26 protein-coding genes are annotated in these 25,771 nt (G+C 68.1%); 12 read left to right on the top strand and 14 right to left on the bottom strand.

Features of this window, described 5'->3' with window-relative positions; genetic code table 11:
* The first annotated feature begins 48 nt into the window (after window positions 1-48).
* A complete protein-coding gene (locus tag ACG3SL_RS00475; protein WP_448663187.1) occupies window positions 49-675 on the top strand; it encodes a TMEM175 family protein in 627 nt (208 codons plus the stop codon).
* Here ACG3SL_RS00475 and dprA read toward each other — a convergent pair.
* Both dprA and plsY read right to left on the bottom strand, forming a co-directional pair.
* Window positions 662-1,741: a DNA-processing protein DprA gene (gene dprA, locus ACG3SL_RS00470; protein ID WP_448663186.1), complete on the bottom strand. Its 1,080-nt coding sequence runs from the start codon at window positions 1,739-1,741 to the stop codon at window positions 662-664. The two genes, ACG3SL_RS00475 and dprA, sit on opposite strands and share 14 nt — an antisense overlap.
* Window positions 1,734-2,318: a glycerol-3-phosphate 1-O-acyltransferase PlsY gene (gene plsY, locus ACG3SL_RS00465; RefSeq protein ID WP_448665202.1), complete on the bottom strand. Its 585-nt coding sequence runs from the start codon at window positions 2,316-2,318 to the stop codon at window positions 1,734-1,736. The genes dprA and plsY overlap by 8 nt, the downstream gene beginning before the upstream one ends.
* A gap of 93 nt (window positions 2,319-2,411) precedes the next feature.
* On the opposite strand from plsY, the gene murI reads away from it, so the two are divergent.
* Window positions 2,412-3,212, top strand: coding sequence for a glutamate racemase (gene murI / locus ACG3SL_RS00460; protein ID WP_448665201.1), 801 nt, complete (start codon window positions 2,412-2,414; stop codon window positions 3,210-3,212).
* On the opposite strand, the gene ACG3SL_RS00455 is transcribed toward murI, so the two are convergent.
* Window positions 3,209-3,376, bottom strand: coding sequence for a hypothetical protein (locus tag ACG3SL_RS00455; RefSeq protein ID WP_448663185.1), 168 nt, complete (start codon window positions 3,374-3,376; stop codon window positions 3,209-3,211). The two genes, murI and ACG3SL_RS00455, sit on opposite strands and share 4 nt — an antisense overlap.
* Before the next feature lie 320 nt (window positions 3,377-3,696).
* Here ACG3SL_RS00455 and hemA point away from each other — a divergent pair, with 320 nt between their 5' ends.
* Entirely contained in the window at window positions 3,697-4,947 is a 1,251-nt protein-coding gene (hemA, locus tag ACG3SL_RS00450; RefSeq protein WP_448663184.1) for a 5-aminolevulinate synthase, read from the top strand.
* 12 nt (window positions 4,948-4,959) lie between these two features.
* On the opposite strand, the gene ACG3SL_RS00445 is transcribed toward hemA, so the two are convergent.
* The 4 genes from ACG3SL_RS00445 to ACG3SL_RS00430 all read right to left on the bottom strand — a co-directional run bounded on the left by ACG3SL_RS00445 (window position 4,960) and on the right by ACG3SL_RS00430 (window position 7,886).
* Window positions 4,960-5,520, bottom strand: coding sequence for a Uma2 family endonuclease (locus ACG3SL_RS00445; RefSeq protein ID WP_448663183.1), 561 nt, complete (start codon window positions 5,518-5,520; stop codon window positions 4,960-4,962).
* A 39-nt stretch (window positions 5,521-5,559) separates the two neighbouring features.
* Window positions 5,560-6,225, bottom strand: a complete 666-nt coding sequence (locus ACG3SL_RS00440; RefSeq protein ID WP_448663182.1) for a class I SAM-dependent methyltransferase — start codon at window positions 6,223-6,225, stop codon at window positions 5,560-5,562.
* Window positions 6,222-7,466, bottom strand: coding sequence for a DUF3419 family protein (locus ACG3SL_RS00435; RefSeq protein WP_448663181.1), 1,245 nt, complete (start codon window positions 7,464-7,466; stop codon window positions 6,222-6,224). The genes ACG3SL_RS00440 and ACG3SL_RS00435 overlap by 4 nt, the downstream gene beginning before the upstream one ends.
* 150 nt (window positions 7,467-7,616) lie before the next feature.
* Complete coding sequence (locus ACG3SL_RS00430; RefSeq protein WP_448663180.1) at window positions 7,617-7,886, bottom strand: hypothetical protein; 270 nt, start codon at window positions 7,884-7,886, stop codon at window positions 7,617-7,619.
* Window positions 7,887-7,952: 66 nt separating this feature from the next.
* Here ACG3SL_RS00430 and rpiB point away from each other — a divergent pair, with 66 nt between their 5' ends.
* From rpiB to ACG3SL_RS00405, 5 genes are all read left to right on the top strand, one after another.
* Window positions 7,953-8,405, top strand: coding sequence for a ribose 5-phosphate isomerase B (gene rpiB / locus ACG3SL_RS00425; protein ID WP_448663179.1), 453 nt, complete (start codon window positions 7,953-7,955; stop codon window positions 8,403-8,405).
* On the top strand, window positions 8,402-9,712 hold the full coding sequence (gene glyA, locus ACG3SL_RS00420; RefSeq protein WP_448663178.1) for a serine hydroxymethyltransferase: 1,311 nt from the start codon (window positions 8,402-8,404) through the stop codon (window positions 9,710-9,712). The genes rpiB and glyA overlap by 4 nt, the downstream gene beginning before the upstream one ends.
* 35 nt (window positions 9,713-9,747) lie before the next feature.
* Window positions 9,748-10,209: a transcriptional regulator NrdR gene (nrdR, locus tag ACG3SL_RS00415; protein ID WP_448663177.1), complete on the top strand. Its 462-nt coding sequence runs from the start codon at window positions 9,748-9,750 to the stop codon at window positions 10,207-10,209.
* Window positions 10,206-10,925: an RNA methyltransferase gene (locus tag ACG3SL_RS00410; protein ID WP_448663176.1), complete on the top strand. Its 720-nt coding sequence runs from the start codon at window positions 10,206-10,208 to the stop codon at window positions 10,923-10,925. The genes nrdR and ACG3SL_RS00410 overlap by 4 nt, the downstream gene beginning before the upstream one ends.
* An 84-nt stretch (window positions 10,926-11,009) precedes the next feature.
* A complete protein-coding gene (locus ACG3SL_RS00405) occupies window positions 11,010-11,258 on the top strand; it encodes a hypothetical protein (RefSeq protein WP_448663175.1) in 249 nt (82 codons plus the stop codon).
* A gap of 6 nt (window positions 11,259-11,264) precedes the next feature.
* Here ACG3SL_RS00405 and ACG3SL_RS00400 read toward each other — a convergent pair whose 3' ends face one another.
* Window positions 11,265-11,567, bottom strand: coding sequence for a chorismate mutase (locus ACG3SL_RS00400; RefSeq protein WP_448663174.1), 303 nt, complete (start codon window positions 11,565-11,567; stop codon window positions 11,265-11,267).
* 192 nt (window positions 11,568-11,759) lie between these two features.
* Here ACG3SL_RS00400 and rpsD point away from each other — a divergent pair, with 192 nt between their 5' ends.
* Window positions 11,760-12,374 (top strand): 30S ribosomal protein S4, encoded by a 615-nt coding sequence (gene rpsD / locus ACG3SL_RS00395; RefSeq protein ID WP_448663173.1) that lies wholly within the window; start codon window positions 11,760-11,762, stop codon window positions 12,372-12,374.
* Window positions 12,375-12,433: 59 nt separating this feature from the next.
* Here the strand turns inward: rpsD and ACG3SL_RS00390 are convergent, their stop codons facing one another.
* Window positions 12,434-14,392 (bottom strand): alpha/beta hydrolase family protein, encoded by a 1,959-nt coding sequence (locus tag ACG3SL_RS00390; RefSeq protein WP_448663172.1) that lies wholly within the window; start codon window positions 14,390-14,392, stop codon window positions 12,434-12,436.
* 160 nt (window positions 14,393-14,552) lie between these two features.
* On the opposite strand from ACG3SL_RS00390, the gene ACG3SL_RS00385 reads away from it, so the two are divergent.
* Together ACG3SL_RS00385 and ACG3SL_RS00380 are read left to right on the top strand one after the other, a co-directional pair.
* On the top strand, window positions 14,553-16,190 hold the full coding sequence (locus ACG3SL_RS00385) for a M28 family metallopeptidase (protein WP_448663171.1): 1,638 nt from the start codon (window positions 14,553-14,555) through the stop codon (window positions 16,188-16,190).
* Window positions 16,191-16,200: 10 nt separating this feature from the next.
* The gene (locus ACG3SL_RS00380; RefSeq protein WP_448663170.1) at window positions 16,201-17,175 is read left to right on the top strand and encodes an agmatine deiminase family protein; all 975 of its coding nucleotides are present in this window, start codon (window positions 16,201-16,203) and stop codon (window positions 17,173-17,175) included.
* A 98-nt stretch (window positions 17,176-17,273) separates the two neighbouring features.
* Here the strand turns inward: ACG3SL_RS00380 and ACG3SL_RS00375 are convergent, their stop codons facing one another.
* The 5 genes from ACG3SL_RS00375 to ACG3SL_RS00355 all read right to left on the bottom strand — a co-directional run bounded on the left by ACG3SL_RS00375 (window position 17,274) and on the right by ACG3SL_RS00355 (window position 24,191).
* Window positions 17,274-18,863: an ATP-binding protein gene (locus ACG3SL_RS00375; RefSeq protein ID WP_448663169.1), complete on the bottom strand. Its 1,590-nt coding sequence runs from the start codon at window positions 18,861-18,863 to the stop codon at window positions 17,274-17,276.
* Complete coding sequence (locus ACG3SL_RS00370) at window positions 18,860-19,579, bottom strand: response regulator transcription factor (protein ID WP_448663168.1); 720 nt, start codon at window positions 19,577-19,579, stop codon at window positions 18,860-18,862. The genes ACG3SL_RS00375 and ACG3SL_RS00370 overlap by 4 nt, the downstream gene beginning before the upstream one ends.
* Window positions 19,576-21,120, bottom strand: a complete 1,545-nt coding sequence (locus ACG3SL_RS00365) for a DUF4153 domain-containing protein (protein WP_448663167.1) — start codon at window positions 21,118-21,120, stop codon at window positions 19,576-19,578. The genes ACG3SL_RS00370 and ACG3SL_RS00365 overlap by 4 nt, the downstream gene beginning before the upstream one ends.
* Window positions 21,121-21,240: 120 nt before the next feature.
* Window positions 21,241-22,512, bottom strand: coding sequence for a sigma-54-dependent transcriptional regulator (locus ACG3SL_RS00360; RefSeq protein WP_448663166.1), 1,272 nt, complete (start codon window positions 22,510-22,512; stop codon window positions 21,241-21,243).
* Window positions 22,509-24,191, bottom strand: a complete 1,683-nt coding sequence (locus tag ACG3SL_RS00355) for a sensor histidine kinase (RefSeq protein WP_448663165.1) — start codon at window positions 24,189-24,191, stop codon at window positions 22,509-22,511. The genes ACG3SL_RS00360 and ACG3SL_RS00355 overlap by 4 nt, the downstream gene beginning before the upstream one ends.
* 223 nt (window positions 24,192-24,414) lie before the next feature.
* On the opposite strand from ACG3SL_RS00355, the gene ACG3SL_RS00350 reads away from it, so the two are divergent.
* Entirely contained in the window at window positions 24,415-25,767 is a 1,353-nt protein-coding gene (locus tag ACG3SL_RS00350) for a dicarboxylate/amino acid:cation symporter (protein ID WP_448663164.1), read from the top strand.
* The last annotated feature ends 4 nt before the right edge of the window (window positions 25,768-25,771 follow it).

Raw genomic sequence — 25,771 nt, 5'->3', positions numbered from 1 at the left:
GACAATGCCCCCTTGCCCTTGCCCCCTCTGCCCAGCATGGTCGCCGGCATGAAAGCAAACCGTGAATCGACGCTGCTCGAGCGGCTGACCTTCTTTTCAGACGCGGTGTTCGCGATTGCGATCACGCTGCTTGTCATCGAAATCCGGCCGCCGGTGCTGCACGGCGCCGATGACGCGGCGCTTCGGGCGGGGCTGCTGGCGCTGGCACCGAACTATATCGGCTTCATCGTCAGCTTCTTCGTGATCGGTCGGTTCTGGCTGGGGCATCATCGCCTGTTCGGGCAGCTGGCGCGCGCCGACGACCGGCTGGTGTTCGCCAATCTGGTGCTGTTGCTCGGCATCGCCTTCCTGCCGTTCCCGACGGCGGTTTTCAGCGAATATGCCAATCTGCGGACCGCCACGCTGTTCTATGCGGGCTGGCTGGTCGTGCTGGGGCTGTTCAACGCCAATGTCGTACGCCTCGCGCTGCGGCCCTCGGTGCTCGCGCCCGATCACGACCCGCTGGTCGTGCGCCGCATCCGTTATGGCGTGTGGCTGCCCATTCTCATCGGGCTGGGAGCGGCGGCGGGAGCCTATGTCGCGCCGGTGTGGGTGCTGTCGGTGCTCGTGCTGGGGCCCGTGCTGGGCGCCGCACTCCTCCGCTGGATCGTCCGCGCGCCGCCTAGCGAAGGCTGACCCGCCCGCCCGCGTGGCGCTCCAGCCGGCCGCCCAGTTCCAGCTCCAGCAGTACCGTCTGCACCACCGCCGGCGCCAGTCGCGACTGGCGGATCAGTTCGTCCACGCTCACCGGCACGGGCCCCAGCAGGCCGGTCACCGCGCGGCGATCGGCGTCGCTCGCATCCTCGGGCGGGGGGCCGCTCCAGCCCATGCCCGGCGCGCGCACCGCACGGGGGTCGAGCGGGCGAAGCATTTCCAGCACGTCCTGCGCGTTCTGCACCAGCGTCGCGCCTTCGCGGATCAGCAGATTGCACCCCTGCGCGCGCGGATCGAGCGGCGAGCCGGGGACCGCCATCACGTCGCGCCCCGCCTCCGCCGCGATGCGCGCGGTGATCAGGCTGCCCGATCGCGGCGCCGCCTCGACCACCACGGTCCCCTGCGCCAGCCCGGCGATGATGCGGTTGCGCGAGGGAAAGAAGCGCGCCAGCGGCTCGGTCCCCGGCGGCTGTTCGGCGACCAGCAGCCCTTCGCGCGCCACGCGCTCCTGCAGGTCGGCATTCTCGGGCGGGAAGGCGATGTCGATCCCGCTGGCGATCACGCCCACCGTGCCGCTGCCCAGCGATCCCATATGCGCCGCCGTGTCGATCCCGCGCGCCAGCCCCGACACCACCGTCGCCCCCGCCGCGCCCAGATCGAGCGCGAGCTGGCGGGCGAAGCGGCACGCGGCGGCAGAAGCATTGCGCGCGCCCACGATCGCGACGATCGTCCGGTCGAGCAACCCCATCTCCCCCCGCACGATCAGCGCAGGCGGCGCGCTTTCGGTCTCGCCCAGCAGCGCGGGATAGGCGGCATCGTCCAGAAACACATAGCGCGCGCCCAGCCGCTCGACGATCGCGATTTCGCGCCGTACCGCCCCGGCATCGGCGATGCGCGGCGCCCGGCCGCCACCGCGCGCCGCCAGCATCGGCAGCGCCTCCAGCGCCGCGTCCGCCGATCCATAGCGCCCGATCAGCTGGCGATAGCTGACGGGTCCGATATTCGCCGAGCGCAACAGCCGAAGCCGTGCCTCGCGCGGATCAGCCACGCTTGCTGCCGATGCGCGGCTCGGTTCCGCTCAGCAGCCGCTCGATATTCTCGCGGTGCTTCCACAGCACGATCAGCGCCAGCGCGAGCAGCAGCGGCACCAGGTCCTGCCGCCCGAAATACGCCGCGCTGACAGGCGCGCTGATCGCCGCGACCATGCCGGCCACCGACGAAATGCGCAGCCCGCCAAGCAGCCCCAGCCAGACCACGGCGTACACCAGCCCGCACGGCCAATGCAGCGCGACGACGATGCCCATCAGCGTGGCGACGCCCTTGCCCCCGCGAAACTTCAGCCAGACCGGATAGCAATGCCCCAGGAACGCGCCGAGCCCGGCCAGAACCGCCGTACCGGGGAACAGCGCCTCGGCGAGCAGCACGGCGGCGGCGCCCTTCGCCATGTCCAGAAGCAGCGTGGCGGCGGCCAGCCCCTTGCGCCCGGTACGCAGCACGTTGGTGGCGCCGATATTGCCCGAGCCGATCTGGCGCAGGTCGCCCGCGCCCGCGATGCGCGTCAGGATCACCCCGAACGGGATCGAGCCCAGCAGATAGCCGAGCGCGATCGCCAGTGCCGGCCCCATCCAGATTGCGTCGCCCAAATCCAATACCCCCTGTTGCATCCTAGCTAGGCGGTCGATTAGGCGGGCGCAACAATCCCAACCCGGACGCACGCCATCTTTCCTGACCAGCGCCCCATTCTGTTCTTCGATTCGGGCGTCGGCGGCCTTTCCGTGCTGGCGCCCACCGCGCGGCTGCTGCCGCAAGCGCCCCTGGTCTATGTCGCCGACTCGGCCGGCTTCCCCTATGGCACCCGCAGCGAGGGCGAGATCGCGGCGCGTGTACCGGCATTGCTCGGGCGGCTGGCGGAGCGATTCGATCCGCGGCTGATCGTCATCGCGTGCAACACTGCCTCGACGATCGCGCTGCAGCACGTGCGCGCCGCGCTCGACGTGCCGATCGTCGGAACCGTGCCCGCGATCAAACCCGCCGCGCTGCTGAGCAAGACTCGGGTAATCGGCGTGCTGGGGACGCAGGCGACGGTGCGCCAGCCCTATGTCGATGATCTGGCGGCGCGCTTTGCCGGGGATTGTACGGTGCTGCGCCACGGCTCCGCCGAGCTGGTCGAGATGGCGGAGGCTTCGCTGGCGGGCACGGCGCCCGATGCGGCGCGGCTGGCGGCGGTGCTGGCGGGGCTGTTCGACCAGCCGGGCGGCGAGCGGCTCGACGTGATCGTCAACGCCTGCACGCATTTCCCCCTGCTGGAGGCCGAACTGGCGGCGGCGGCGCCGCATGCGGTATCATTCGTCGATGGGGGGGCGGGGATCGCCCGCCGTGTCGCCTATCTGACCCAGGGTCAGGGCTGGCCGGACCAGCCGGTGCCGGGCCGCGCGGTCTTCACGGCCTATGACGCGCGCGCAGCCGCCCTCGCGCCGGCATTGGCAAGGTTCGGGCTCACGCGCATCGACTCGCTTTAGGCGCGCACTTCGGGCGGGCGCGCGCTCATTTCGCGCAGCTTCGCCAAATAGCGTTCGGCCATTTCCTGGTGCACGCGCCGCGCCGTCCTGTCGTCGGCCCGTTCCGCATAGGAACGCTCCTGTTCTTCGCGACGCCGGTAATATTCCAGATCGAGGCTCATCATGTTGGCGGCTCCGTTCGCAAGCGGGAGAACCCGGTCTCCCAATCGCGGACCTGCTTGAAAATCGACTCGCCCGCGACCGATCGACTATACCACATCGCACCGATAACCGACTAACACGGATCATCTTTTTGCCGGATAGCCTCCGATTTCCGGCGGAGGACGATAGCGTCACGGGGCATCCTTGGGCGATGCGACGCGACTCTTGCCGGCATCTGCGCGGCTATTTTGGGCCCGACCTGCCTCCTACCTGCGTATATTGGGATAATTGCTTAGACCCAAGCGCTGGAATTGCGCGGATTTTGGGGTTAGTGAAGGCCCCCATGTACACGAAGGACACCTCGTCTCCCGCGGTGGATTACTCGCGGGTCTTCAACCAGGCGATCGACCGGCTGCACGCCGAAGGTCGATATCGCGTGTTCATCGACGTGCTGCGCAACAAGGGTGCCTATCCCAATGCGCGCTGTTTCGCGGGGCATAACGGGCCGAAGCCGATCACGGTGTGGTGCTCCAACGACTATCTGGCGATGGGCCAGCATCCGGACGTGATCGCCGCGATGGAAGCCGCGCTGCACGATGTCGGCGCGGGCTCTGGCGGCACCCGCAACATCGGCGGCAACACCCATTATCATATCGAGCTGGAGCGCGAGCTGGCCGACCTGCACGGCAAGCAGGGCGCACTGCTCTTCACTTCGGGCTATGTCTCGAACGAGGCGACGCTGGCGACGCTCGCGAAGATCATGCCGGGCTGCATCGTCTATTCGGACGAGCTGAACCACGCATCGATGATCGCCGGCATCCGCAATTCGGGCTGTGAAAAGCGCGTGTTCCGCCACAACGACCTCGCGCATCTTGAGGAACTGCTGGCCGCCGACGATCCCTCGCTGCCCAAGCTGATCGCGTTCGAGAGCGTCTATTCGATGGACGCCGACATCGCGCCGATCGCCGAAATCTGCGACCTGGCCGACAAGTACAATGCGCTGACCTATCTCGACGAAGTCCATGCCGTGGGCATGTACGGCGCGCGCGGCGGCGGCATTTCCGAGCGCGACGGCGTGGCCGATCGGCTGAACATCATCGAAGGCACGCTGGGCAAGGCGTTCGGCGTGATGGGCGGCTATATCGCGGCGGACCAGGTCATCATCGATGTGATCCGCAGCTATGCGCCCGGCTTCATCTTCACCACCAGCCTGTCGCCCGTGCTCGTCGCCGGCGCGCTGGCGTCGGTCAAGCACCTCAAGGCATCGAGCGCAGAGCGCGAGGGCCAGCAGGCCGCCGCCGCGAAGCTCAAGGAACTGATGGCCGCCGCCGGGCTGCCCGTGCTGCCTTCGACGACGCACATCGTGCCCCTGATGGTCGGCGATCCGGTAAAGGCCAAGAAGATCAGCGACACTTTGCTCGCCGAGTACGGCGTGTACGTCCAGCCGATCAATTATCCCACCGTCCCGCGCGGCACCGAACGCCTGCGCTTCACCCCCGGCCCCGCGCATACCGAGGCGATGATGGAAGAACTCGTGGACGCACTGGTCGAAATCTGGGGCCGTCTGGAACTGGAACTGCGCCTGGCGGCGTAAGGCGGCAAGGCGTCAGTCGATGGTGACGCAGGCATCCGACCAGGGAACCGGTAGCGGGTCGCCAAAGCGAATCACCCGGCGATCCGCATAGCCATCCGGGCCGGGGTTTGCCATGACGTGCACAACCCCCGCCGCCGCATCGACCACCCAGTAATGGGGTACACCGGCGCGCGCATAATCGACCAGCTTCTCCCCCAGATCGCGAGCAAGTGTGGTGTCGGCGATTTCCACCGCCAGCACGATGTCCCGGCCCTCCGGAATGCGATTTGCGGTAATGCCGTGTGGATAGACGGCTATATCCGCACCGCGAACCGTGACCTCGTCGATCCGGATCGCAATGTCCGAGCCGATCGAAAGGGGCGCCGCCGCCATCGTCTCGTGAAGCCGGACTGCGAGCGTTACATTGCGCTCGCCATGGCCTGGCAAAGCCGGCATCATCTTTTCGAGCACTCCCCCGGACAGCTCCGCACGCATATCGGCAAAGGCGCCCAGATTGAGCATCCGCTCAAAGTCGGCAGCGGTAAAGGCTGCTCGCGGGTCAATCGCCGCGCCCAGGCGGAACGGGTGGTTCATGGGCAAAAGCCTATCACGGCGCCGGTAACCAGGCTACCCTCACCCCCGCTGCAATCCCCCGCTCCACGCATAGCCGCGCCACAGCGGCGTGAACGCCATCCCCAGCCCCTGCTCCTCGGCGATCCGCTTGAGCACCGCAGGCAGTTCGCGACGGGGATAGACGTGGAAGTCGTTGAGCGACTTGAAGTGCAGCCGCTTAGCCAGCGCGGGCAGCCGCTCATATTGACCGAAATCGACGATGTGCAGGCTGCCGCCCGGCGCCAGCGCCTGTGCGCCGCGCTCGATCGCGTCGATCCAGGGCGGGATCATCGACAGGGTATAGCTCATGAACACGCGGTCGACCTGCGCCAGCCCGAACAGCGCCTGCACGTCGAAGCTGCCCGCATCGCCCTGTGCCAGCGTGATCCGGTCGCTCAGCCCCGCCTTCGCCACCGATTTGCGCGCGGTCTCCAGCATCGCCTCGCTGATGTCGAAGCCATAGAAGCGCGCCTGCGGCCAAATCCGGGCCGCGACGATCAGGTTGCGCGCCGTGCCGCAGCCGACTTCCAGCACCGTCCCGCCCGGCGGCGGCGCGAGCTGGCGGATCAGCCGGTCGCGGCCGAGCAGATAGAATTTGCGCGTGAAGTCATAGAAATGCCGATGGAGCGCATACACATCGTCCATCAGCGATTTCTGGTCGCCGGTTCCGGCGCTGGCGCCGCTCATGCGTGGGGCTTCAGCGTCCAGACGTGCGTGGCGCCGTACACCGCCGAGCGATCGCGGCGAGTCCAGTCGTCCAGCTTGTCCTGCGATTCATAGTCCCACTGGTCCATCAGCGTCTCGGGGATATGCCCCTTGACTACATCGGGCACTGCGGCGGTGCGATACAGCACGCGCGCGCCGGGTTTGGCGGTGCGGGTGATCTCGCTCCAGATGCGCGTGAGCTGCGCGTCGGTCATCCAGTCCTGCGCGTCGAGCAGGATATAGCGGTCGAGCGACTGGGCGGGCATGCTCTCCAGGTAATCGGCATAGTTGGTGTGGCGGATCTCCACCCGGTCGGCGCGCGCGCGCACTGCGTCATAGTTGCGCGCCTGGAGGTATGGCGGCAGCGGCGCATCCGCATGCTTGCCGTATCCGCGCCCAAACGCCTGCCACGCATAGTAATTGTCGCGGATATCGAAATCGCACGCCAGCTTGCGCAGCCGGCTGCGCAGCGCGCCGGTGATCCCGGCGCTGTCATCGACCTTGAGCAGATCATATTGCGCGGGCGGAATCCCGAAGCCGAAAAGCGCGGCGGGCTGGTCGACCAGCCAGCGCAGCAGCTTCTTGTCGAAAATGGGCGCGAACCGCGTCTCGAAGATCGCCCGCTGCTCCTCGATCGACTGCGCCTTCAGGATCTCGCGCGGGTCGATGCAATAGAAGCGCGCGAGCAGATGGACGAAGGCGATAAGGTTGCCGAGCAGCCCCTGGCGATAGAAGCCGCTGGCAAAGCCCGCGATGCGGCGGCGGCCCCGCAGGTCGCGGCTTTCCCAATAGGCGCGCGACGTCTCGTCCAGATGCGGGCGGATCCACGTCTTGTACGCCTCGATATTCGCCGGGCTGTCCGCGTCGGCGAAGAAGCGGCGGAAGGTCGCGTAATCGGGCAGGTGCAGCGCCGCCTGCCGCTTGAGGTTGTTAAGCGCGATATGGGCGGGATTCAGGTCCACTGCCGTGATCCGCGCCGGGTTCGCCGTCAGGTACGAAAATACGTTGCAGCCGCCCGACGCGATCGTGACGACATGGCTGTCCGGCGTTATCTGCAGCGCCTCCATGTCGATGTCCGGGTCTTCCCAGATCTGGGCATAGACGAGGCCGCGGAACGCAAACGTGAACGCGCGCTCGAGCAGGCCCTGCTTGCTCAGATGCTCATGCCGGTGCACCGCACCGCGCACCGCACCGTTCTTGGGCGTCTTGGCAATCGTACCCATTCGTCACTCCTGGAGCGCGCCTGTCGCATGCGGCTGTGTGGCGGACCTAGTACGCGCGTGTGACAGAATCTTGTCGATTTGTATTCGGCCCCGTGACGAATGCGATTCGGGCGCGCCCGGGAATGCGCAAACGCACCCCCGGGCGATTGTTCAGCGCGTGCGGTTGTCGATCGCATTGCCGGTCGCGTCGGCGCCATCGGCAAATGCCTCGCCCACATTGTCCGCCGTGTTGCCGATCGCGTCGCCGGCGCGGTCCAGCCCGCGCTCGATCCGCGTACCGGCATCGTCGGCGGCATTGGCAATCGAGTCGCCGGTGCGATCCACCGACTCGCTCACATTGTCCTGGGTGCTTTCGGAACAGGCGCCCAGCGTCATGCCGATGGCAAGGGCGGGCGCGAGAGCGAGAAGGGTTTTGCGCATTTCAGTCTCCAGAACAGTGTCTCAATGGTCTAGCCAGCACGGCCCGAGCGGCGTAGGGGACGCGCCATGTCGCGCCGTATCGCCATTGCCTCCGATCATGCCGCCTTCGCCATGAAGGCCGAACTCGCCGAATGGTTGCGTGAAGCGGGCCATGTCGTGTCCGATTTGGGCACGCACGGCCCCGAAAGCGTCGATTATCCGGATTATGGCTATCGCCTGGGCGCGGCCATCGAAGCCGGCGAGGCCGAATTCGGCGTCGCGCTATGCGGATCGGGCATCGGCATCTCGATCGCCGTCAACCGCATCCCGGCCGCGCGCTGCGCGCTCGTGTCCGAGCCGCTGTCGGCCAGCCTGGCGCGGCAGCACAACGATGCCAACGTCATCGCACTTGGTGCGCGCCTGATCGGCCCCGAAATGGCCCGCGCGTGCATCACTGCCTTTCTGGAAACCCCCTTCCTCGGCGATCGCCACGCCCGGCGTGTCGACAAGCTGAGCCAACCGACGAGGACTCCCGCATGAGCACCAACCCGCAAACGGCAGGGCTGCAGCCCGACGGTTTCTTCACCAAGTCGCTGGCCGAAGTCGATCCCGCCGTGTTCGCCGGCGTCCGCCACGAACTGGCGCGCGAGCAGAACCAGATCGAGCTGATCGCCAGCGAGAACATCGTGTCCAAGGCGGTGCTCGAGGCACAGGGTTCGGTGTTCACCAACAAATATGCCGAGGGCTATCCCGGCAAGCGCTATTACCAGGGCTGCGCGCCCTCCGACGAAGTCGAGAGCCTGGCGATCGATCGCGCCAAGCAGCTGTTCGGCTGTGGCTTCGCCAACGTCCAGCCGCATTCGGGCGCCCAGGCGAACGGAGCGGTGATGCTGGCGCTGACCAAGCCCGGCGACACGATCATGGGGCTCAGCCTCGACGCCGGCGGCCATCTGACGCACGGCGCCAAGGCGGCGATGAGCGGCAAATGGTACAACGCGGTGCAATATGGCGTCGACCCGACCAGCCATCTGATCGATTTCGACCAGGTCCGCGCGCTGGCCAAGGCGAACAGCCCCCGCCTCATCATTGCCGGCGGATCGGCCTATCCGCGTATCATCGATTTCGCCAAGTTCCGCGAGATCGCGGACGAAGTCGGCGCGATCTTCATGGTCGACATGGCGCATTTCGCAGGGCTGGTCGCCGGCGGCGCGCACCCCTCGCCGTTCGAGCATGCGCATGTCGTCACCACCACCACACACAAGACGTTGCGCGGGCCCCGCGGCGGCATGGTGATGACCAATGACGAAGCCATCGCCAAGAAGATCAACAGCGCAGTGTTCCCGGGGCTCCAGGGCGGGCCGCTGATGCACGTCATCGCCGCCAAGGCCGTAGCGTTCGGCGAAGCGCTCCAGCCCGATTACAAGCGCTATGTCGCCGCCGTGGTCGAAAACGCCAAGGTGCTGGCCGCGACGCTGAACGAGCGCGGCGCGAACCTGGTCTCGGGCGGCACCGACACGCACCTCGCGCTGGTCGACCTGACCCCGCTGGGCGTCACCGGCAAGGACGCGGACGAGGCGCTGGAGCGCGCCGGCATCACCTGCAACAAGAACGGCATTCCCAACGATCCGCTGCCGCCGATGAAGACCAGCGGAATCCGCGTGGGTTCGCCCGCCGGCACGACGCGCGGCTTCGGCCCCGGCGAGTTCCGCGAGATCGGCAACATGATCGCCGATGTGCTCGAAGGGCTGCGCGAAAAGGGCGAGCATGGCGATGCCCAGGTCGAGGCGGCCGTGGGCGAGCGCGTTCGCGCGCTGTGCGCCCGCTTCCCGATCTATCCGGGGGCGTGATGGGCGCCAGTGCGCTTCGCAGGCAGGCGCGATAAATGCGCTGTCCGTTCTGCGGGAATGAAGACAGCCAGGTAAAGGACAGCCGCCCCACCGAAGACGGGGCGGCGATCCGGCGGCGGCGCCAGTGCGAAGCGTGCGCGGCGCGGTTCACGACGTTTGAGCGCATCCAGCTGCGCGACCTGACGGTGGTGAAGAGCCACGACCGGCGCGAGCCGTTCGAGCGCGACAAGCTGGTCCGCTCGATCACGCTCGCCGCGCGCAAGCGGCCGGTGACCGCTGCCCAGATCGAACGGCTGGTTTCGGGCATCCAGCGCCAGCTGGAAACGCAGGGCGACAGCGACATTCCCTCGCAGCGGATCGGCGAAATGGTGATGGACGGGCTGAAGGGCCTGGATTCGGTCGCCTATATCCGCTTCGCCAGCGTGTATAAGGACTTCCGCGAGGCCAAGGACTTCGAGGAATTCGCCGGCAACGTCAGCGAGGTCGGCAAGGCGTGAACCCCGTCATCGTCCTGGTCCGCCCGCAATTGGGCGAGAATATCGGCAAGGCCGCGCGCGCGATGCTCAATTTCGGGCTGACCGAAATGCGGCTGGTCGCGCCGCGTGACGGCTGGCCCAATCCCAGCGCCGGCCCCGCCGCGAGCGGCGCCGACCTGGTGCTGGAGCGCGCGCAACTGTTCGATAGCGTGGCCGATGCCGTAGCGGACTGCACCACCGTCTATGCGACGACCGTGCGCAAGCGCGGCGTGACCAAGCCCGTCGTGACCCCCGTCGAGGCCGCCGCCGAAGTGCGCGCCAGCACGGAACGCTCGGCATTCCTGTTCGGACCGGAGCGCTCAGGGCTGGACAGCGAGGATGTCGCGCTGGCCCGCAAGATCGTCACGGTGCCGATCAACCCCGAATTCGGCTCGCTCAACCTCGCGCAGGCCGTGATCCTGGTGGCGTATGAATGGTCGAAGGGCGAGGCGCTGGCCAGCCCGCCAACCACCGACCTGGGCGTGCCCGCGCCGCAGGAGGAGCTGGAGGGCATGATCGGCCAGCTTGAAGGGATGCTGGAGGAAGCAGGCTATTTCTTCCCCCCCGCGCGCACCCCCACTACCCGGCGGACGCTGCGCACGCTGCTGACCAAGCCGGGCTGGACCTCGCAGGAAGTCCGCACGATGCGCGGCGTGCTATCGGCGCTGGCCGGGCGCAAGCAGCATCGGCGCAGCTGACACACATTTACCCGTTTAGGGGGTTTCGCGTTTGCGAAACGGCGGTAACATAAAGATACAGAAAGATCTTTTGGGGGATTCTCGATGCGTCTTGCCGTGATGTTCGTTGCACTCGCTTTCGTCGCACCTGCGCTCGCGCACGCGGATGACGGGCAGGAAAAGGAGCGCAAAATCTGCCGGAGCGACGCGCAAAAGACCGGATCGATCATGCCGCCGAAAAAGGTGTGCCACACCAAGGCCGAATGGGCCGCCATTGATCGCGCCAACGGCCTTCAGCACGAAAACCGCCAGCGCACCGATGGCGGCACGCCGCTCCGTCCGGACGCCGGCTGATCGGCTTCAGCGCCGGTCGAACTGCTCCAGTTCATACGCGATCGAGGCCTCGACCAGCCGTTCCCACAGATCGGCGATCGGGGCCTCCGGTATGCCAGCGGCGCGCGCGGCGGCGACGGCGTTGGCGATCACCTGCGCCTTGCGCGCCTCATCACGGACATGGCCGCGCTCGGGCTTGATGCGGGCGGCGGCGTCCATATAGCCGAAGCGGCGCGCGAGCAGCGCGATCAGCGCGCGGTCGACGGCGTCGACTCCCGCGCGGACTTCGGTCATGGTCTGGCAGGCAGTCGGGTCGATCGTGTCTTGCATGCCCCTCCCTTGCCGGGGCGCTCGCGCGCTGTCCAGCGCGACGCCCGACCTTGACTCAGGCGCGCCGCGCCGCTAACCGCCCGCCTTCGCAATGGCCCCGCACCCCGGTGAAGCGGTGGCCCTGACTCTTCTTTTCTGGATTGGCAGGCGGATACCGGGAACAACGTTATTGGCAATTGCAAGGAATTAGGAATGTCGAAGCGCTCCAGCGCCAAGCACAAGCTCGATCGCCGCATGGGCGAGAACATCTGGGGTCGTCCGAAGTCCCCGGTGAACAAGCGCGAATACGGCCCGGGCCAGCACGGCCAGCGCCGCAAGGGCAAGATGTCGGACTTCGGCATCCAGCTGCGCGCCAAGCAGAAGCTCAAGGGCTATTACGGCGACATCACCGAGAAGCAGTTCAAGAAGTCGTACGAAGACGCGTCGCGCATGAAGGGCGACACCGGCCAGAACCTGATCGGCCTGCTGGAACAGCGCCTCGACATGATCGTCTATCGCGCCAAGTTCGCGCCGACGATCTTCGCGGCACGCCAGCTGGTCAACCACGGCCATGTCCGCGTCAACGGCGAGAAGTGCAACATCGGTTCGCGTCGCATCAAGGTGGGCGAAGAAGTGTCGCTGTCGTCCAAGGCGCAGGAAATGGCGCTGGTGATGGAAGCGCAGAGCCTGTCCGAGCGTGACATCCCCGACTATGTCGTGCCGGAAGGCGCATCGAAGATCACCTTCACGCGCATCCCCCAGCTGGACGAAGTGCCGTATCCGGTGAAGATGGAACCGAATCTGGTCGTCGAATTCTATTCGCGCTGATCGGCGGGTCCTTCGGGAAACAGAAAAGGGCGGCCCCGGCGGGGCCGCCCTTTTTCGTGTCAGGGCTGGAGGCCGAGTGTGGCACGCAGGAACGCGTCGGACTTGGCGAGCAGCGTGGTACGTGCAGACACGCTATCGAGCTGGTGGTCGAGCTGCTTGAACTCGACATACTCCACCTTCCCGCCTGCATCCTTTATCGCGTCCGCCATCATGCGCGATTCACCGACGCCGACATTCTCGTCGCGATCGCCATGGAACAGCAGCACAGGCGCCTTGATCCTGGCGGCATTGCGTGCCGGTGAGCCCTCGCGGACGTGCGGCCCGTTGCCGATATAGGCGTCGACCAGCGAGAAGTTGACGAACCCTCGCGCTTCAGTGCGCAGCGTCTCAAGATCAGTGACCGGCGCCACCGCGATGATCGCCTTGAACAAGCCGGGATCCAGCGCCGAGGATTGCAGCGCCGCATAGCCGCCATAGGACCAGCCGAACACCGCCAGCTTGCCCGGTGCGGCAATGCCTTCGCGCTCCAGCCAGCGCCCGCCGTCGTTGACGTCGCCGATCGCAGTGCGCCACGATTGGAACCCGTTTTTCTTGAACCAGGCGTCACCATAGCCGGTGGAGCCGCGGAAATTGGGCTGGAGCACCGCATAGCCCCGCGCGGCGAAAAACTGGGGCAGCCAGTCGAATCCCCATTCGTCCCGCGCACCGGGGCCACCATGCGGCATCACTATCGCAGGCAGGTTTTTGCCGTCGCTGCCGGGGGGAAGCGTGAGGTAACCGGGAATGCGCGTCCCATCGGCGGCGGGGAACTCCACCGCCTTGACGGTGGCCAGGGTCATGCCCTGCAATGCGGCGCGGACGGGCATCACTTCCTCCAGCGCCCTGCTCGCCTTGGTATAGAGGTAGAAGGTACCCGGATTCGTATCGCTCCCGGCCCATAGGAGAAGCTTGCCCTCGTCCGCGCTTGCATCCACGAATTCGACCAGCGGCGCGGCGGGAAGCGCCTTGCCCAGCGCCACGCGGAGCTTGCGCAGTTGAGGATCAAAGAACTCGGCCTGGCGTCGGTCAGTCGCATAGCTGACGCCAACCACGCGGCGCTGCCGGCCCAGCCGGATTAGCGAATCGACATCCACCTGCGGGTTCGCCAGCACCAGCGTACGGGTCAGCGTGCCGTCCAGCGTGATGCTGTACAGGGCGCGCCGGCCATCCTTGTCGTCGAAGCCATAGACCACATTCGCGGTGGAATCGACCGCATAGGGATCGAATCCCGCGCTACGTCCGCCCGATAAGTCAAGCGTGCTCAACGGTTTCCAGTTCCGGTCGTCGGGCAGGCGATAGTAATACTGAATCTTGGATTTCAGATAGCCGGCGCCGTCGGTGCTGTGGATGCCATAGATGCGTACCTTGCCATGGCCGTCGCTGATATACTCGCTCGCGCCCTGGCGCGGCTGCTCGACGATCGAGCGCTTCAGCGTGGTGGCATCGACCAGTTCGACCCCCATGCCTTCGCGCTGTTCGGCCAGCCGGGTGCCCGTCGAATATTCGGGCACGAACTGGCGCGTCATCAGCACCGACCCGATTGACCCGTCCGGCCCGAAATCGATCACGCTGCCACCCTGCTGCATCGGCCCCAGCGCCGTTGACCCGGCCGAGCCGGTAAGCATCTGGAGCTTGGAGCCATCGCTGTTCAGCGCCAGCAGGCGGGTGAAGGCGAGCATGCCCGGTTGCGCCCCGTTAACATAGACGCCGCACACGATCCGGGTATCGCTCGCCCATCGGCAATATTGGATGTCCTCCGGATAGCCAGCAGACGAAAGGATGACGCGCGGCTCGCCGCCCATCGCCAGATCGCCCACAACGACCACCGACCCCCTGTCCCCCGCCGGACGCAAAATCGCCACTTTGGTCCCGTCCGGCGAAAGGCTGGCCGCCCGCACGGTCTCTCGCGCGCCGAACTTTGCGACAATATCGGTCGACGATTGTGCGAACGCCGACGTGGTCCAAGTCAATGCGGACACCGCAAAGACGCAGCAAGTAAATCGCGACATATTCCCCCCGATCTGGTCGTCCAATTTGACCGGCCCTTGCCGTCGGAGCAAGGGCCGACACAGGCTATGGACCTTCAGCTCGGCTGCCGTAGAGTTATGCAATCGGCCTTACCCGGAGCACCGTCAGCCCATGCGCATTTTCTGGTCCGTCGCCCTCGCGGCGATCCTACCATTTCCCGCCGCCGCGCAGACCGCGCCTACCCCCGCAATCTCAGTCGATACGCTCAAGGACGTCACCCGCACGCTATCCTCCGACGGGTTCGAGGGCCGCGCGCCCGCTACCCCCGCCGAGACCAGGACGCTCGACTATCTCGTCCAGAGGATGGCGGCGGCCGGGCTGAAGCCGGGGAACAAGGGCAGCTGGTATCAGGACGTGCCGATGGTCGAACTGACCGCCACCAACGTCGCGCCGATGACGATCACCGGGGGCAAGACGCCGCTCGCGCTCGAATATCGCAAGGACATGGTGGTCCAGAGCTACCGCGTCGTGCCGCGCACGGAAATCCGCGACAGCGACATCGTGTTCGTCGGCTATGGCATCAACGCGCCCGAGCGCGGCTGGAACGACTATGCGGGCGTCGATGTGAAGGGCAAGACGGTCCTGATCCTCGTCAACGATCCCGATTGGCAGACGATGACGCCCGACGGCCCGTTCGGCGGCCGGGCGATGACCTATTACGGGCGCTGGACCTACAAATATGAGGAAGCGGCGCGGCAGGGCGCGGCTGCGGCGATCGTGATCCACGATACCGAACCCGCCGCCTATGGCTGGGGCGTCGTCCAGTCCTCCTGGACCGGGCCGCTGCTCGAACAGGACACGCCGGGCGACCATATGGACCAGTCCCAGGCGGTCGGCTGGGTCCAGCAGGCGGCGGCGCAGGCGATCTTTGCCAGCGCGGGCAAGGATTTTGCCGCGCTGGTAGAGGCCGCGAAGCACAAGGGCTTTCGCGCATTGCCGCTGGGGCTCAAGGCATCGGTCGCGTGGGACAGCACTATCCGGCGCCAGGCATCGAAGAACGTCGTCGGCATCCTGCCCGGCACCCAGCGCCCCGACGAGGTCGTGCTCTATTCCGCGCATTGGGACCATCTGGGCCGGTGCGATGCGGTGAACGGCGACGACATCTGCAACGGCGCGCTCGACAACGCCAGCGGCACCGCAGGGCTGATCGCCCTCGCCGAAGCCTTTGCCAAGGCCGGGCCGGCCCGGCGCAGCACGGTGTTCCTGGCAGTGACCGGCGAGGAATCGGGGCTGCTCGGTTCCAAATTCTATGCCGAGAACCCGGTCTATCCGCTCGGCAAGACCGTGGGCGGCGTCAATATGGACGGGCTCAACGTCATCGGCCGTGCGCGCGATTTCATGCTGGTCGGCGCGGGCAAATCCGAGCTGGAGGACCTGGTCAGGCCGCTGGTCGCCGCGCAGGGCCGCGTGATCGCGCCCGAGCCGAGCCCGGAAAAGGGCGGCTATTACCGGTCCGACCATTTCAGCTTCGCCAAGCTGGGCGTACCGATGCTGTACGGCGAGAGCGGCCAGGACCTCGTCGTCGGCGGCCCGGCGGCGGGCAAGAAGGCGGCGGACGATTACACCGCCAATCGCTATCACAAGCCGCAGGACGAATATGACCCCCGCTGGAACTGGGACGGCGCGGTCGAGGACCTGACGCTCTATTACCAGCTCGGCCGCGCGCTCGCCGACGGCGATTCCTGGCCCAATTGGTACAAGGACGCGGAATTCCGCACGGTTAGAGACAAGAGCCGCGCGGGACAGTAAAGGGCCGCGCATGACTACGCCTCCCCCGCCCGAATGGGCCAAGCATGACGCCGTCTGGATCGGCTTTCCCAGCCACCCCGAACTGTGGCTCGAGGATCTGGAGCCCGCGCGCGCCGAAGTCGCCGCCTTCGCCCTTGCCGTCCATGCGGGCGGGCGCGGCGAACAGGTGATCCTGGTCGCCGCCGATGCCGACTCGGCGGATGCCGCGCGCGCGCTGGTGGGCGATGCCGCGCGCATCGTGATCGAGCCGTTTGGCGACATCTGGCTGCGCGATACCGCCGCGATCCTCGACGGCGACGGCGCGGCGCATGATTTCGGCTTCAATGGCTGGGGCGGGAAATACGACCTGCCCGGCGACGACGATGTCGGCCTGCGCCTGGCGCGCGGCGCGGGGCTGAGCGTCGGCAGCCATGATTGGATTCTGGAAGGCGGCGCGATCGACGGCGACGGCACCGGGCGGCTGGTGACGACCGAGCAGTGCCTGCTCAACCCCAATCGCAACCCGACGCTGGACAAGGCGGCGATCGAGGCGCGGCTGCGCGCGGACCTGGGCTATACGTCGTTCCTGTGGCTCGGCGACGGGCTGGCCAACGACCATACCGACGGCCATGTCGACAACCTCGCCCGCTTCATCGGCGAAAACCGGCTGCTGGTGCCCGAGGCGACCGACAACGACCCCAATTGGCGCGTCTATCAGGACGCAGCCGATCGCGCCGCCGCGTTCGGGCTGGACGTGGTGCGCTTCCCCTCGCCCGGCCGCGTGCTGGACGAAGAGGGAGAGATCATCCCGGCGAGCTACATGAACTTCTATATCGGCAATGCCGCCGTGGTGGTGCCGCTCTATGGCCAGCCCAATGACGAGGCCGCCGTCGCGGCGCTGGCGGCGCTGTTCCCGGATCGCGAAATCGTCGGCCAGCGCGCCGACCATATCCTGACCGGCGGCGGCAGCTTCCACTGCATCAGCCAGCAGATCCCGGCGCGATAAAGGCAGGACGTCAGCCCATACCCCGTTCGTGCTGAGCTTGTCGAAGTACGGTGAGTCTCACTGCCCTTCGACAAGCGCAGGGCGAACGGCGAAGGGGATCAGCCCGCCACGATCATGGTGCAGGCCGCCCCCGGCAGCGTGACGACGAAGGCGCTGCCGGCGGGTCCGCTCTCCCGCAGCGCGATCGTCCCCCCGCCGGCGCGCAGCAGCGATGCGGCGATGGCAAGGCCCAGCCCGGTGCCGCCGCCCGCACGCCGCGTCGTGAAAAAGGGCTCGAAAATCCGCACCTGATCGGCAGGCGAAATGCCGCCGCCATTGTCGGTGACCGACAGTTCCACGACATCGCCGGTGCGACTCCACGCGATGTCGACGCGGCTGGCGCCCGCCTGACGCGCATTGGTCACCAGCGTGACCAGCACTGCGTCGATCGTCGATGCCGCGATGCCCACGCGCAGCGCCGCTGCGTCGGGCGCGATTGCCACGCGGAAATCGGGCGCGTCGAAGGCATCGGCGATCGGGCGCGCCACTGCCGCGATGTCGACGGCGGCATCGGGATCGGGCTGCGCCATGTCCGCCCGCGCCAAATCGAGCAGCCGCGTGACCAGTTGCGACAGCCGCCCCGCATCGGCCTTCATATTGCCCAGGAAGCGGCTGCGCTCCGCCTCGGTCATCCGCGCGCCATGGTCCTCGAACAGCTCGATCGTGCCCGCAATCCCCGCCAGCGGCGTCTTGAACTCGTGGCTCACCGAAGCGGCGAAGTCGCGCAGATAGCGGGACCGGCGGTCGATCGCCTCGGCCATCGCGCGGAAATTCTCGAACAGCCCGCGAATCTCGACGGCGGCCGTCACTGGGGTTTCCGGCACCGTCCCGGTCCCCGCCGCCACCCCGCGCGTGGCGCGCGCCAGCGCCTCGATCGGCCGGGCGATGCCGCGCGACAACAGCCCCGTCAGCCCCAGCAGCGTGACGAAGATCAGCCCGATGCCCAGCAGGATCTTGCCGCGATCCTCGTACAACCCGCGAAACAGCGCGCGAGGCGAGCGCGAAAGCAGGAACACCCCCACCACCCGGCCGTTGACGATCACGGGCCGCGCCTGGTGGATGCGCAGCGACGACGCCCGGCTCAGCCATTCGAATGCGTAGCGCTGGCTATAGGCGCCGTTGCGCCGCAACACCGTGCCTACCCGCCCCCGCAGCGCGGCGGCGACTTCGGGGAGTGCCGCCTGCGACGTGCCGGGTTCGTAGCCCAACGCCACCACCCCCTTGCCATCGAGCAGCTGGATCGAGGCGAGGGTGGTCCGCCGGGTCGTGGCAAGGATCGGGGCCAGCCGCGCCGCCGCCGCAACGGCATCGGCATCCGGCGCGGTGGCGCTTGGCACGCCGGGCGGGCGCTCGGGCAACACTGGCGTGGCGCGCAAGTCGATCGTCGAGCCTTCGGGGCGATAGGCTGGCGGCGCGGGCGGCGGCGCCACGCTGCCCGGCCACAGCGCCTGCGCCGTCGCCGCCAGGGCCGCGCCCTGCGCGACCAGCTCCGCCTCGGTCTGGCGGACGAGCGTATTCTCGTACACCCGCAGGAACAGCGCGCCGACGCCCGGCAGCGCGGCGGTGAACAACAGCGTCCCAAACAGGATCGTGCGCAGCCGCAGCGACGGCCAGTGGCGCTTGAGCAGAGCCTTCAGCCCAGCGATCACGCCGCCACGCCGGCGCAATTCCCCAGCCGATAGCCGATGCCCGCCCGCGTCTCGACCACATCGGTGCCGCCGGCCTGCGCGAACTTGGCGCGCAGGTTGCGGACATGGCTGTCGATCGTCCGGTCGGTCACGGCAAAGCCCGGGCCATGCAGCCGGTCGATGATCGCGTCGCGGCTGAACACCTTGCCCGGCATCGCCGCCAGCGTGCGCAGGATCGAGAATTCGGTGACGGTCAGCGCGACGTCATGCCCCGCCCAGCTCGCCCGCCATCCGTCCAGGTCGATGCCCAGCCGGCCATGGTCGATCCGCCGGCCCGCATCCACCGCCGGAGGCCGCGCGCTGGTCCGCCGCAGGATCGCCATCGATCGCGCCACCACTTCGCGCGGCGAAAAGGGCTTCACGACATAATCGTCGCCCCCCAGCTCGATCCCCAGCACGCGATCGATCTCGTCGTCGCGCGAGGACAGGAACAGGATCGGCACGTCGCCCGCCGCGCGCAGACGGCGGCACGTCTCCAGCCCGTCCATGCGCGGCATGTTGATGTCGAGCACGACCAGGTCGATCCGCTGCGCATCGACGCGGGCCAGCGCCGCCTCGCCATCCTCGGCCTCGACGGTGTCGAGCCCCGCCTTGGCAAAGGCGAACGCGAGCAATTGGCGGATATGCGGGTCGTCGTCGGCGATCAGGATGGTGCGCGGCATGGGACATAGGATCATTGCGGCACCCCTCCCGTCAATGCCGCGTCGGCGGTGGGCGCCGGCCGGGGGCTGCCGTAGCAGTCGCGGCCATGCGGCCCGGTGTTCGCCGCCGGCAGCGGGACGCCGCCGGTCAGGGCATGGACCTGCGCCAGCCGCCGGGCATCGCGCCAGATCCAGTCGCCGTCCTGCTGCCCCGCCTCGGTGCGTTGCACGATCTCGTGCCGCACCCAGCGCAGCCGCTCGGTAAAGGCCGGCGTGAAGCCGCCGCGCTGCTCGAGCTGGACGATCGGCACCAGCGCCGACGATCCGAGCTGGTTGAGGTAGCACAGGTCCAGTTCCGCGCCCTTGCCGCCGACTTCGCGCGCATGGCGGACATTCCACGTCGCTGCGATCGACCCCAGGTCGATCGTGCTGCATCCCGTCAGCACCAGCAGCGCCGCGCCCGCATTGGCGTTGATCAGCCACGCCGCACTCTTGCCGCGCAGCATCCGCCACAGGATCAGCACCAGCCCGACGGCGACCAGCCCCATCCACAGCAGGGCGGCGATGCGCAGCCGGGTGAGCGAATAGACCTCCACATAGTCCAGCGTGCGCAGCATCGTGGAAGCGACCAGCAACAGGTTCTGCGCGATCCACAGCACCACCAGCCGCCGGATCGCCGGCACCGCCGCCGTGGCGGAACCGGGCCGCAGCGCGACCAGCACGAAGGCACCGGCCAGCAACGCCGTTAGGATCAGCGGATAGGCACCCCGATGCGCATAGTCGGCCAGCGTGACGCCCTCCGGCAACGGCGCCCCGCTCCACAGATAGGCGAGGTCGAGCCCGTTCTGCATCGCGAACAGCAGGTTGAAGGTCAGCAGCGCCAGCGCCACCGATGCCGTCGATACGCCGGGCAGCTCGAACACGCGGCTCGCGCTCGCGCGCGCCAGGGCGATCCGGTTGCGGCGCGGGCGCAGCGCGGCCCAGACCAGCGTCAGCACGACGGCCCAGAATATGCCGCGCGCGATGTCGATGTGCGGCATCCCGATCCGCGCCAGCACCGACCCGATCACCGGATTGGCGCTGGCGAACAGCGCCAGGAACAGCGCCCCGCCGACCAGCGGCAAGGGCAGCAGGGCGAGCGCCGTCCGCGCCTGTGCCCGGCCCCATCCGCGCTTGTGCCGGCGCGCGCGCCACAGGTCCTGCCACGGCCCGATCACGCTGGTCACGCCGTGCAGCACCAGCCGCAGCGCCCAGCGCCCGGCATGGTCGAACCCGCCCACGCGCGGCACCAGCAGGGCCAGCGCCAGCGCATTCCAGAACAGCACCTGCCCCAGCGGCCCCGGATCGTCGCACAACAGCGCGGCGAGCAGCAGCGCGAATCCCGCCGCCACCGTGCTCGCCCGGTGCCGCCACACCGCCCGCGTCAGCACCAGCGCCACCACCGCCCAGGCGAGCGCGAACAGCCCAAGGTTCGAGCCGATCCCGCCCCCGGCCCAGAACAGCCGGTCGGCCAGCGCGACCAGCCCCGCTGCCGCCACTAGCTTCGTCACCAGTCGCGACGTAATTCCGATGCGCATAGGCGCTCCCTCCAGGTTCCAGCGAGCGCGACAATGCCGATGGGATATGCGGACGCGCCGCCGCACGCCGTCCGGGCTTGATCCTGATCCTGTGCAGAAACCGTGCAGGCGCCCCTGCCGCTAGTCCGCTCGCCCCCGTGCTCGGCGCAGGTCGATGCCCAGCCGCTTCACGCGATAATAGAAGGTCTTGCGCGGCAGCCCCAGCGCAGTGATCGCGGCATTGATCTCGCCCCCCGCGCCGGCGATGGCATCGAGGATCGCGGCCCGCTCGAACGCATCCAGCCGCTCGGCCAGCGACTGCCCCTCGGGACCCTGCGCAACGGCGGGCGGCTCAAGCCCCAGTACGAATCGTTCGGCGCTGCGCTCCAGCTCGCGGACATTCCCCGGCCAGTCGCGTCGGGCGGCGGCGTGCGCGGCTTCGGACAGCGGCGGCGCGGGGCGGCGATGCGCCTCCGCAGCGCGCAGCGCGAAATGCGCGAACAGCAGCGGCACGTCCTCGCGCCGCTCGGCCAGCGGCGGCATCCGCAGCGGCACCCCGGCCAGCCGGTGGTACAGTCCCGGCGGCAGGGCCCCGGCGCTCCCCTCCGCGATCGTCGCGACGATGCGGACATCGACCGGATCGGGATCGCGCTGGTCAAGCGCGACGGTGCGTGCCTCGGCAAACTGGCTCAGCCGGTGGTGCAACGCCGCGTCGGCAAGGTGAAGGTTGTCGAGGAACAGCGTGCCGCGATCCGCCCGCGCGATCACCCCGCCCCGCGCGAACAGCTCGCGCTCGACGATGGCGGCCGGCAGCGTCGCGCAATCGAGCGTCTGGAACCGGTGCCGCCCGCGCGCCCCGGCACGGTGGACCAGCCGGGCATAGAGTTCCTTGCCCGTCCCCGTCTCTCCCTCCACCACCAGATCGAGCGCCGTATCCGCCAGCACGGGCACCATCTCGCGCAGCCGCCGGATCGCCGGCGCCTCGCCCAGCAGCGTCGCATCGGCCTCGCTCGCCGCCGCGCGCAGCCGGCGATTCTCCATCACCAGCGCCCGCGCCGTGCCCGCGCGCTGCAGCGCCGCCGCCAGCGCTTCGCCGGCAAAGGGCTTGGTCAGGAAATCCCAGGCACCCGCCTTGATCGCCTCCACCGCCATCGCGACGTCGCCATGCCCCGTCATCAGGATCACCGGCAGCTCCGGATCGATGCCGCGCAGCCGGTGAAAGAAATCGACTCCCGACATGCCCGGCATCCGCACGTCGCTCACCACCACGCCCGGAAAGTCGCGGTCGATCTTCTGCAGCGCTGAGGCGGCGTCGACGAACGGCTGGACGCTGTGCCCCGCCAGCACCAGCAGCTGCGTCAGCGCCGCGCGCAGATCGGCATCATCATCGACCAGCGCCACCGTCACGCTCATGCCCGGCGCAGCTCCAGCGCGAAACAGGTGCCGGGTTCGTCGGATAGCCAGCGCAGGCTGCCGCCCAGATCGGTCATGATGTCGCTCGCGATCACCAGCCCCAGCCCCAGCCCGGTGCTGCGACTGGTGGCGAAGGGCGTGAAGAGCCGCGCGGCGATCTCGGGCGCGATGCCGGGGCCGTTGTCGCGGATGCGCACCTGCACCTGTGCCGCGTCGGATTCTACTTCGATCGTGATCGTCGCGCCGGGACGGTCGGCCAGCGCCTCGACGGCGTTCTGGAGCAAATTGACGAACACCTGCTCCAACCGCACGCGCCCGCCCATCACGAGCAGCGCGGGGGAAATCTCGGGGCGCTCCAGCCGCACGCTGCGCAACTGCTCCTTCAGGATCAGCAATGCCCCGTCCAGCGCCTCGGCCAGCGGCAGCGCGCGTACCGCGCCCGCCTGCCGCCGCGAAAAGCCGCGCAATTGCGCCGTCACGGCGCCGATCCTGTCGCTCAGCCGGCGGATCGCCTCCAGATTGTCGCGCACCATGTCGAGCGCGCCGCGCTGGAGCAGTTCCACGCTGGTCTCGGCATAGGTGCGGATCGCCGCCACCGGCTGCGCCGTCTCATGCGCCACGCTCGCGGTCACTTGCCCCAGCGTCGCCAGCCGATTGGCCTGGCGCAGCCCTTCGCGCAGTTCGGCGGCGCGCGCCTCGATCGTCGCGCGTTCCTCGATCTCGCGGCGCAGCGCGGCGGTGCGCTCGGCAACGGCGGCTTCCAGTTCGGACGTGCGGCGCCGGGCGAGCGTGGCGCGCTGGCGCAGTCCCCACAGCAAGGCGGCGAGCGCAAGCACCGCCATCAGCGCGCCGAGCCCCGCGGTGCGCTGTGCGGCACCCACCGCCGGGCCCGCCGCGCGGCGCAGCGCCAGCACCCAGCCCGGCTGCCCCGTCGGCACGCGCGCCTCGACCAGGTCGCCGCTGGCGGGGGGCAGCAGCACCGGCGCGGTTGCCGGCAGCGCCGCGTCGCGCCGCAGCGCAGCCAGCGTCGCCGCGTCGATCGGGCGCGCGACCGCAAAGCGCCAGCCGGGGTTGCTCGTCACCAGCACCAGCCCGGCGGCGTCCTGCACATAGGTGTCGCCGCCGGCGCGCTGCCACGCCGCCTCGATCCCGTCGAACTCCAGCTTGACGACGATCACGCCGCCTGCCGCCGTGCGCCGCGCCAGATAAAGCCCCGAATGGCGGCTGACCGTGCCCAGCGCGAACTGGCTCGCCTCCCCGCGCGCGCTCGCTTCGCGGAAATAGCGGCGGAAGCGATAGTCCGATCCGACAAAGCTCTGCGGCGAGCGCCAGTTGCTCGCGGCCACGGTGCGGCCATTGGGCGCGATCAGATAAATGGCGGCGGCCCCGGTGGTGCGCGCCAGCGCCTCCAGCTTGGCGTCGAGCGGGCCGGCGGGCGCCCCCGCCAGCGTCGCGGCAACGTCGCGGTCGTCGGCCAGCGCCAGCGGCAACAGGCGGAATCGCGCGATCTCGCTGTCGAGCAGCGCCGCGCGCAGCTGGGCGCCGGTGGCGACGGTCGCGGCCAGCGTCTCTCGCGCGCGGTTCCCGCTCACCCACCCGGCCAGCACCGCCGCCGCCACGCCCAGCAACGCAGCCAGTGCCCAGTATCGCCAGCCCGAGATCGAGTCGCGTTCGCTCACCCCCCGGCTATCCGCCAGCGCCGGACAATGTGCAAGTAGTTGCACATTACCCCATGGCACCTGTGCCGATTTCGGCCCACGCACCGCGTCGGGTCAGTGCTATCCTATTGATTAAAAGCCATATTGCTCCGTACCAACTTCCCCTTCCTCCGCAACGGGCCGTAGGTCAGAATCGCGTCGTCCAGTGCTACCGGCAATCCACCGGGGCTGAAGGAGAGGAATTATGGTCCGTATCGCCGTCGACCCCGCCGTTGCCCCGCTCGCCCCCCGCCCGCCCAAGCCGCGACGCTGGTATGCGCATCTCTATGTCCAGGTGCTGGTCGCGATTATCGCGGGTGTGCTGATCGGCCATTATGCGCCTGCCACCGGCGAGGCACTCAAGCCGATCGGCGACGGCTTCATCAAGCTGGTGAAGATGATCATCGCGCCGGTGATCTTCCTCACCATCGTCACCGGCATCGCCGGGATGCGCGACCTGAAGGCAGTCGGGCGCGTTGCGGCCAAGGCGTTCGGCTATTTCCTGTTCTTCTCCACGCTGGCGCTGGTGGTCGGCATGGTGGTGGCCAATGTGGTGCAACCGGGCGCGGGCCTCGACATCAACCCCGCGACGCTCGACGCCAGCAAGGTGGCCGATTACGCCGCCAAGGCGCATGAGACGACGCTGACCGGATTCCTGCTCGGCATCATCCCCGATACGTTTCTGTCCGCGATCACGGGCGGCAACATCCTTCAGACTTTGTTCGTCGCGATCCTGTTCGGCATCGGGCTGGCACTGGTCGGCGATCGCGGCGAGCGAGTCGTGTCCGCGCTCGACGACGTTTCGCTGGCGATGTTCAAGGTCGTCGCGATCCTGATGAAGGCGGCGCCGGTCGGCGCATTCGGCGCGATGGCGTTCACCGTCGGCAAATATGGCGTCGGCACGCTCGCCAATCTCGCGATGCTGGTCGGCACCTTCTACTTCACCTCCGCGCTGTTCGTGATCGTCGTGCTGGGCGCGGTATCGTGGATGGCGGGCTTATCGATCTTCCGGCTGATCGCGTATCTCAAGGCCGAGCTGCTGCTCGTACTCGGCACATCCTCGTCCGAAAGCGCGCTGCCCTCGCTCATCGAGAAGATGGAGCGCGCCGGCTGCCCCAAGTCGATCGTCGGGCTGGTCGTGCCGACCGGCTATTCGTTCAACCTCGACGGCACCAACATCTACATGACGCTGGCGGCATTGTTCATCGCCCAGGCGACCAATGTGCACCTCTCGATCGAGCAGCAATTGCTGTTGCTCGGCGTGGCGATGCTGTCGTCGAAGGGCGCGGCGGGCGTGACCGGCGCGGGGTTCATCACGCTGGCGGCGACGCTGTCGATCGTGCCGAGCGTGCCGGTGGCGGGCATGGCGCTGATCCTGGGCGTCGATCGCTTCATGTCCGAATGCCGCAGCCTCACCAACTTCATCGGCAATGCCGTGGCGACGGTGGTGGTCTCGCGCTGGGAAGGCAGGCTCGATCATGACGCGCTGGCACTGGCGCTGAGCGGCAAGGCGCCGAGCATCGACCAGCTTCCCGCCGACGCCGTCCCGGCCGAATAAGGGG

This window comes from Sphingomonas degradans (assembly GCF_053502645.1).
The sequence above is the reverse complement of the archived record's forward strand: the minus strand, read 5'-3'. Positions and strand labels throughout refer to the sequence as shown.

What these genes read in the sequence shown, in the direction of transcription:
- ACG3SL_RS00475 (WP_448663187.1), top strand. Translation starts at nt 49, where the DNA reads ATGAAAGCAAACCGTGAATCGACGCTGCTCGAGCGGCTGACCTTCTTT.
- plsY (WP_448665202.1), bottom strand. Translation starts at nt 2,318, where the DNA reads ATGGGGCCGGCACTGGCGATCGCGCTCGGCTATCTGCTGGGCTCGATC.
- ACG3SL_RS00455 (WP_448663185.1), bottom strand. Translation starts at nt 3,376, where the DNA reads ATGATGAGCCTCGATCTGGAATATTACCGGCGTCGCGAAGAACAGGAG.
- hemA (WP_448663184.1), top strand. Translation starts at nt 3,697, where the DNA reads ATGTACACGAAGGACACCTCGTCTCCCGCGGTGGATTACTCGCGGGTC.
- ACG3SL_RS00445 (WP_448663183.1), bottom strand. Translation starts at nt 5,520, where the DNA reads ATGAACCACCCGTTCCGCCTGGGCGCGGCGATTGACCCGCGAGCAGCC.
- ACG3SL_RS00440 (WP_448663182.1), bottom strand. Translation starts at nt 6,225, where the DNA reads ATGAGCGGCGCCAGCGCCGGAACCGGCGACCAGAAATCGCTGATGGAC.
- ACG3SL_RS00435 (WP_448663181.1), bottom strand. Translation starts at nt 7,466, where the DNA reads ATGGGTACGATTGCCAAGACGCCCAAGAACGGTGCGGTGCGCGGTGCG.
- ACG3SL_RS00430 (WP_448663180.1), bottom strand. Translation starts at nt 7,886, where the DNA reads ATGCGCAAAACCCTTCTCGCTCTCGCGCCCGCCCTTGCCATCGGCATG.
- rpiB (WP_448663179.1), top strand. Translation starts at nt 7,953, where the DNA reads ATGTCGCGCCGTATCGCCATTGCCTCCGATCATGCCGCCTTCGCCATG.
- glyA (WP_448663178.1), top strand. Translation starts at nt 8,402, where the DNA reads ATGAGCACCAACCCGCAAACGGCAGGGCTGCAGCCCGACGGTTTCTTC.
- nrdR (WP_448663177.1), top strand. Translation starts at nt 9,748, where the DNA reads ATGCGCTGTCCGTTCTGCGGGAATGAAGACAGCCAGGTAAAGGACAGC.
- ACG3SL_RS00405 (WP_448663175.1), top strand. Translation starts at nt 11,010, where the DNA reads ATGCGTCTTGCCGTGATGTTCGTTGCACTCGCTTTCGTCGCACCTGCG.
- ACG3SL_RS00400 (WP_448663174.1), bottom strand. Translation starts at nt 11,567, where the DNA reads ATGCAAGACACGATCGACCCGACTGCCTGCCAGACCATGACCGAAGTC.
- rpsD (WP_448663173.1), top strand. Translation starts at nt 11,760, where the DNA reads ATGTCGAAGCGCTCCAGCGCCAAGCACAAGCTCGATCGCCGCATGGGC.
- ACG3SL_RS00385 (WP_448663171.1), top strand. Translation starts at nt 14,553, where the DNA reads ATGCGCATTTTCTGGTCCGTCGCCCTCGCGGCGATCCTACCATTTCCC.
- ACG3SL_RS00380 (WP_448663170.1), top strand. Translation starts at nt 16,201, where the DNA reads ATGACTACGCCTCCCCCGCCCGAATGGGCCAAGCATGACGCCGTCTGG.
- ACG3SL_RS00370 (WP_448663168.1), bottom strand. Translation starts at nt 19,579, where the DNA reads ATGATCCTATGTCCCATGCCGCGCACCATCCTGATCGCCGACGACGAC.
- ACG3SL_RS00365 (WP_448663167.1), bottom strand. Translation starts at nt 21,120, where the DNA reads ATGCGCATCGGAATTACGTCGCGACTGGTGACGAAGCTAGTGGCGGCA.
- ACG3SL_RS00360 (WP_448663166.1), bottom strand. Translation starts at nt 22,512, where the DNA reads ATGAGCGTGACGGTGGCGCTGGTCGATGATGATGCCGATCTGCGCGCG.
- ACG3SL_RS00350 (WP_448663164.1), top strand. Translation starts at nt 24,415, where the DNA reads ATGGTCCGTATCGCCGTCGACCCCGCCGTTGCCCCGCTCGCCCCCCGC.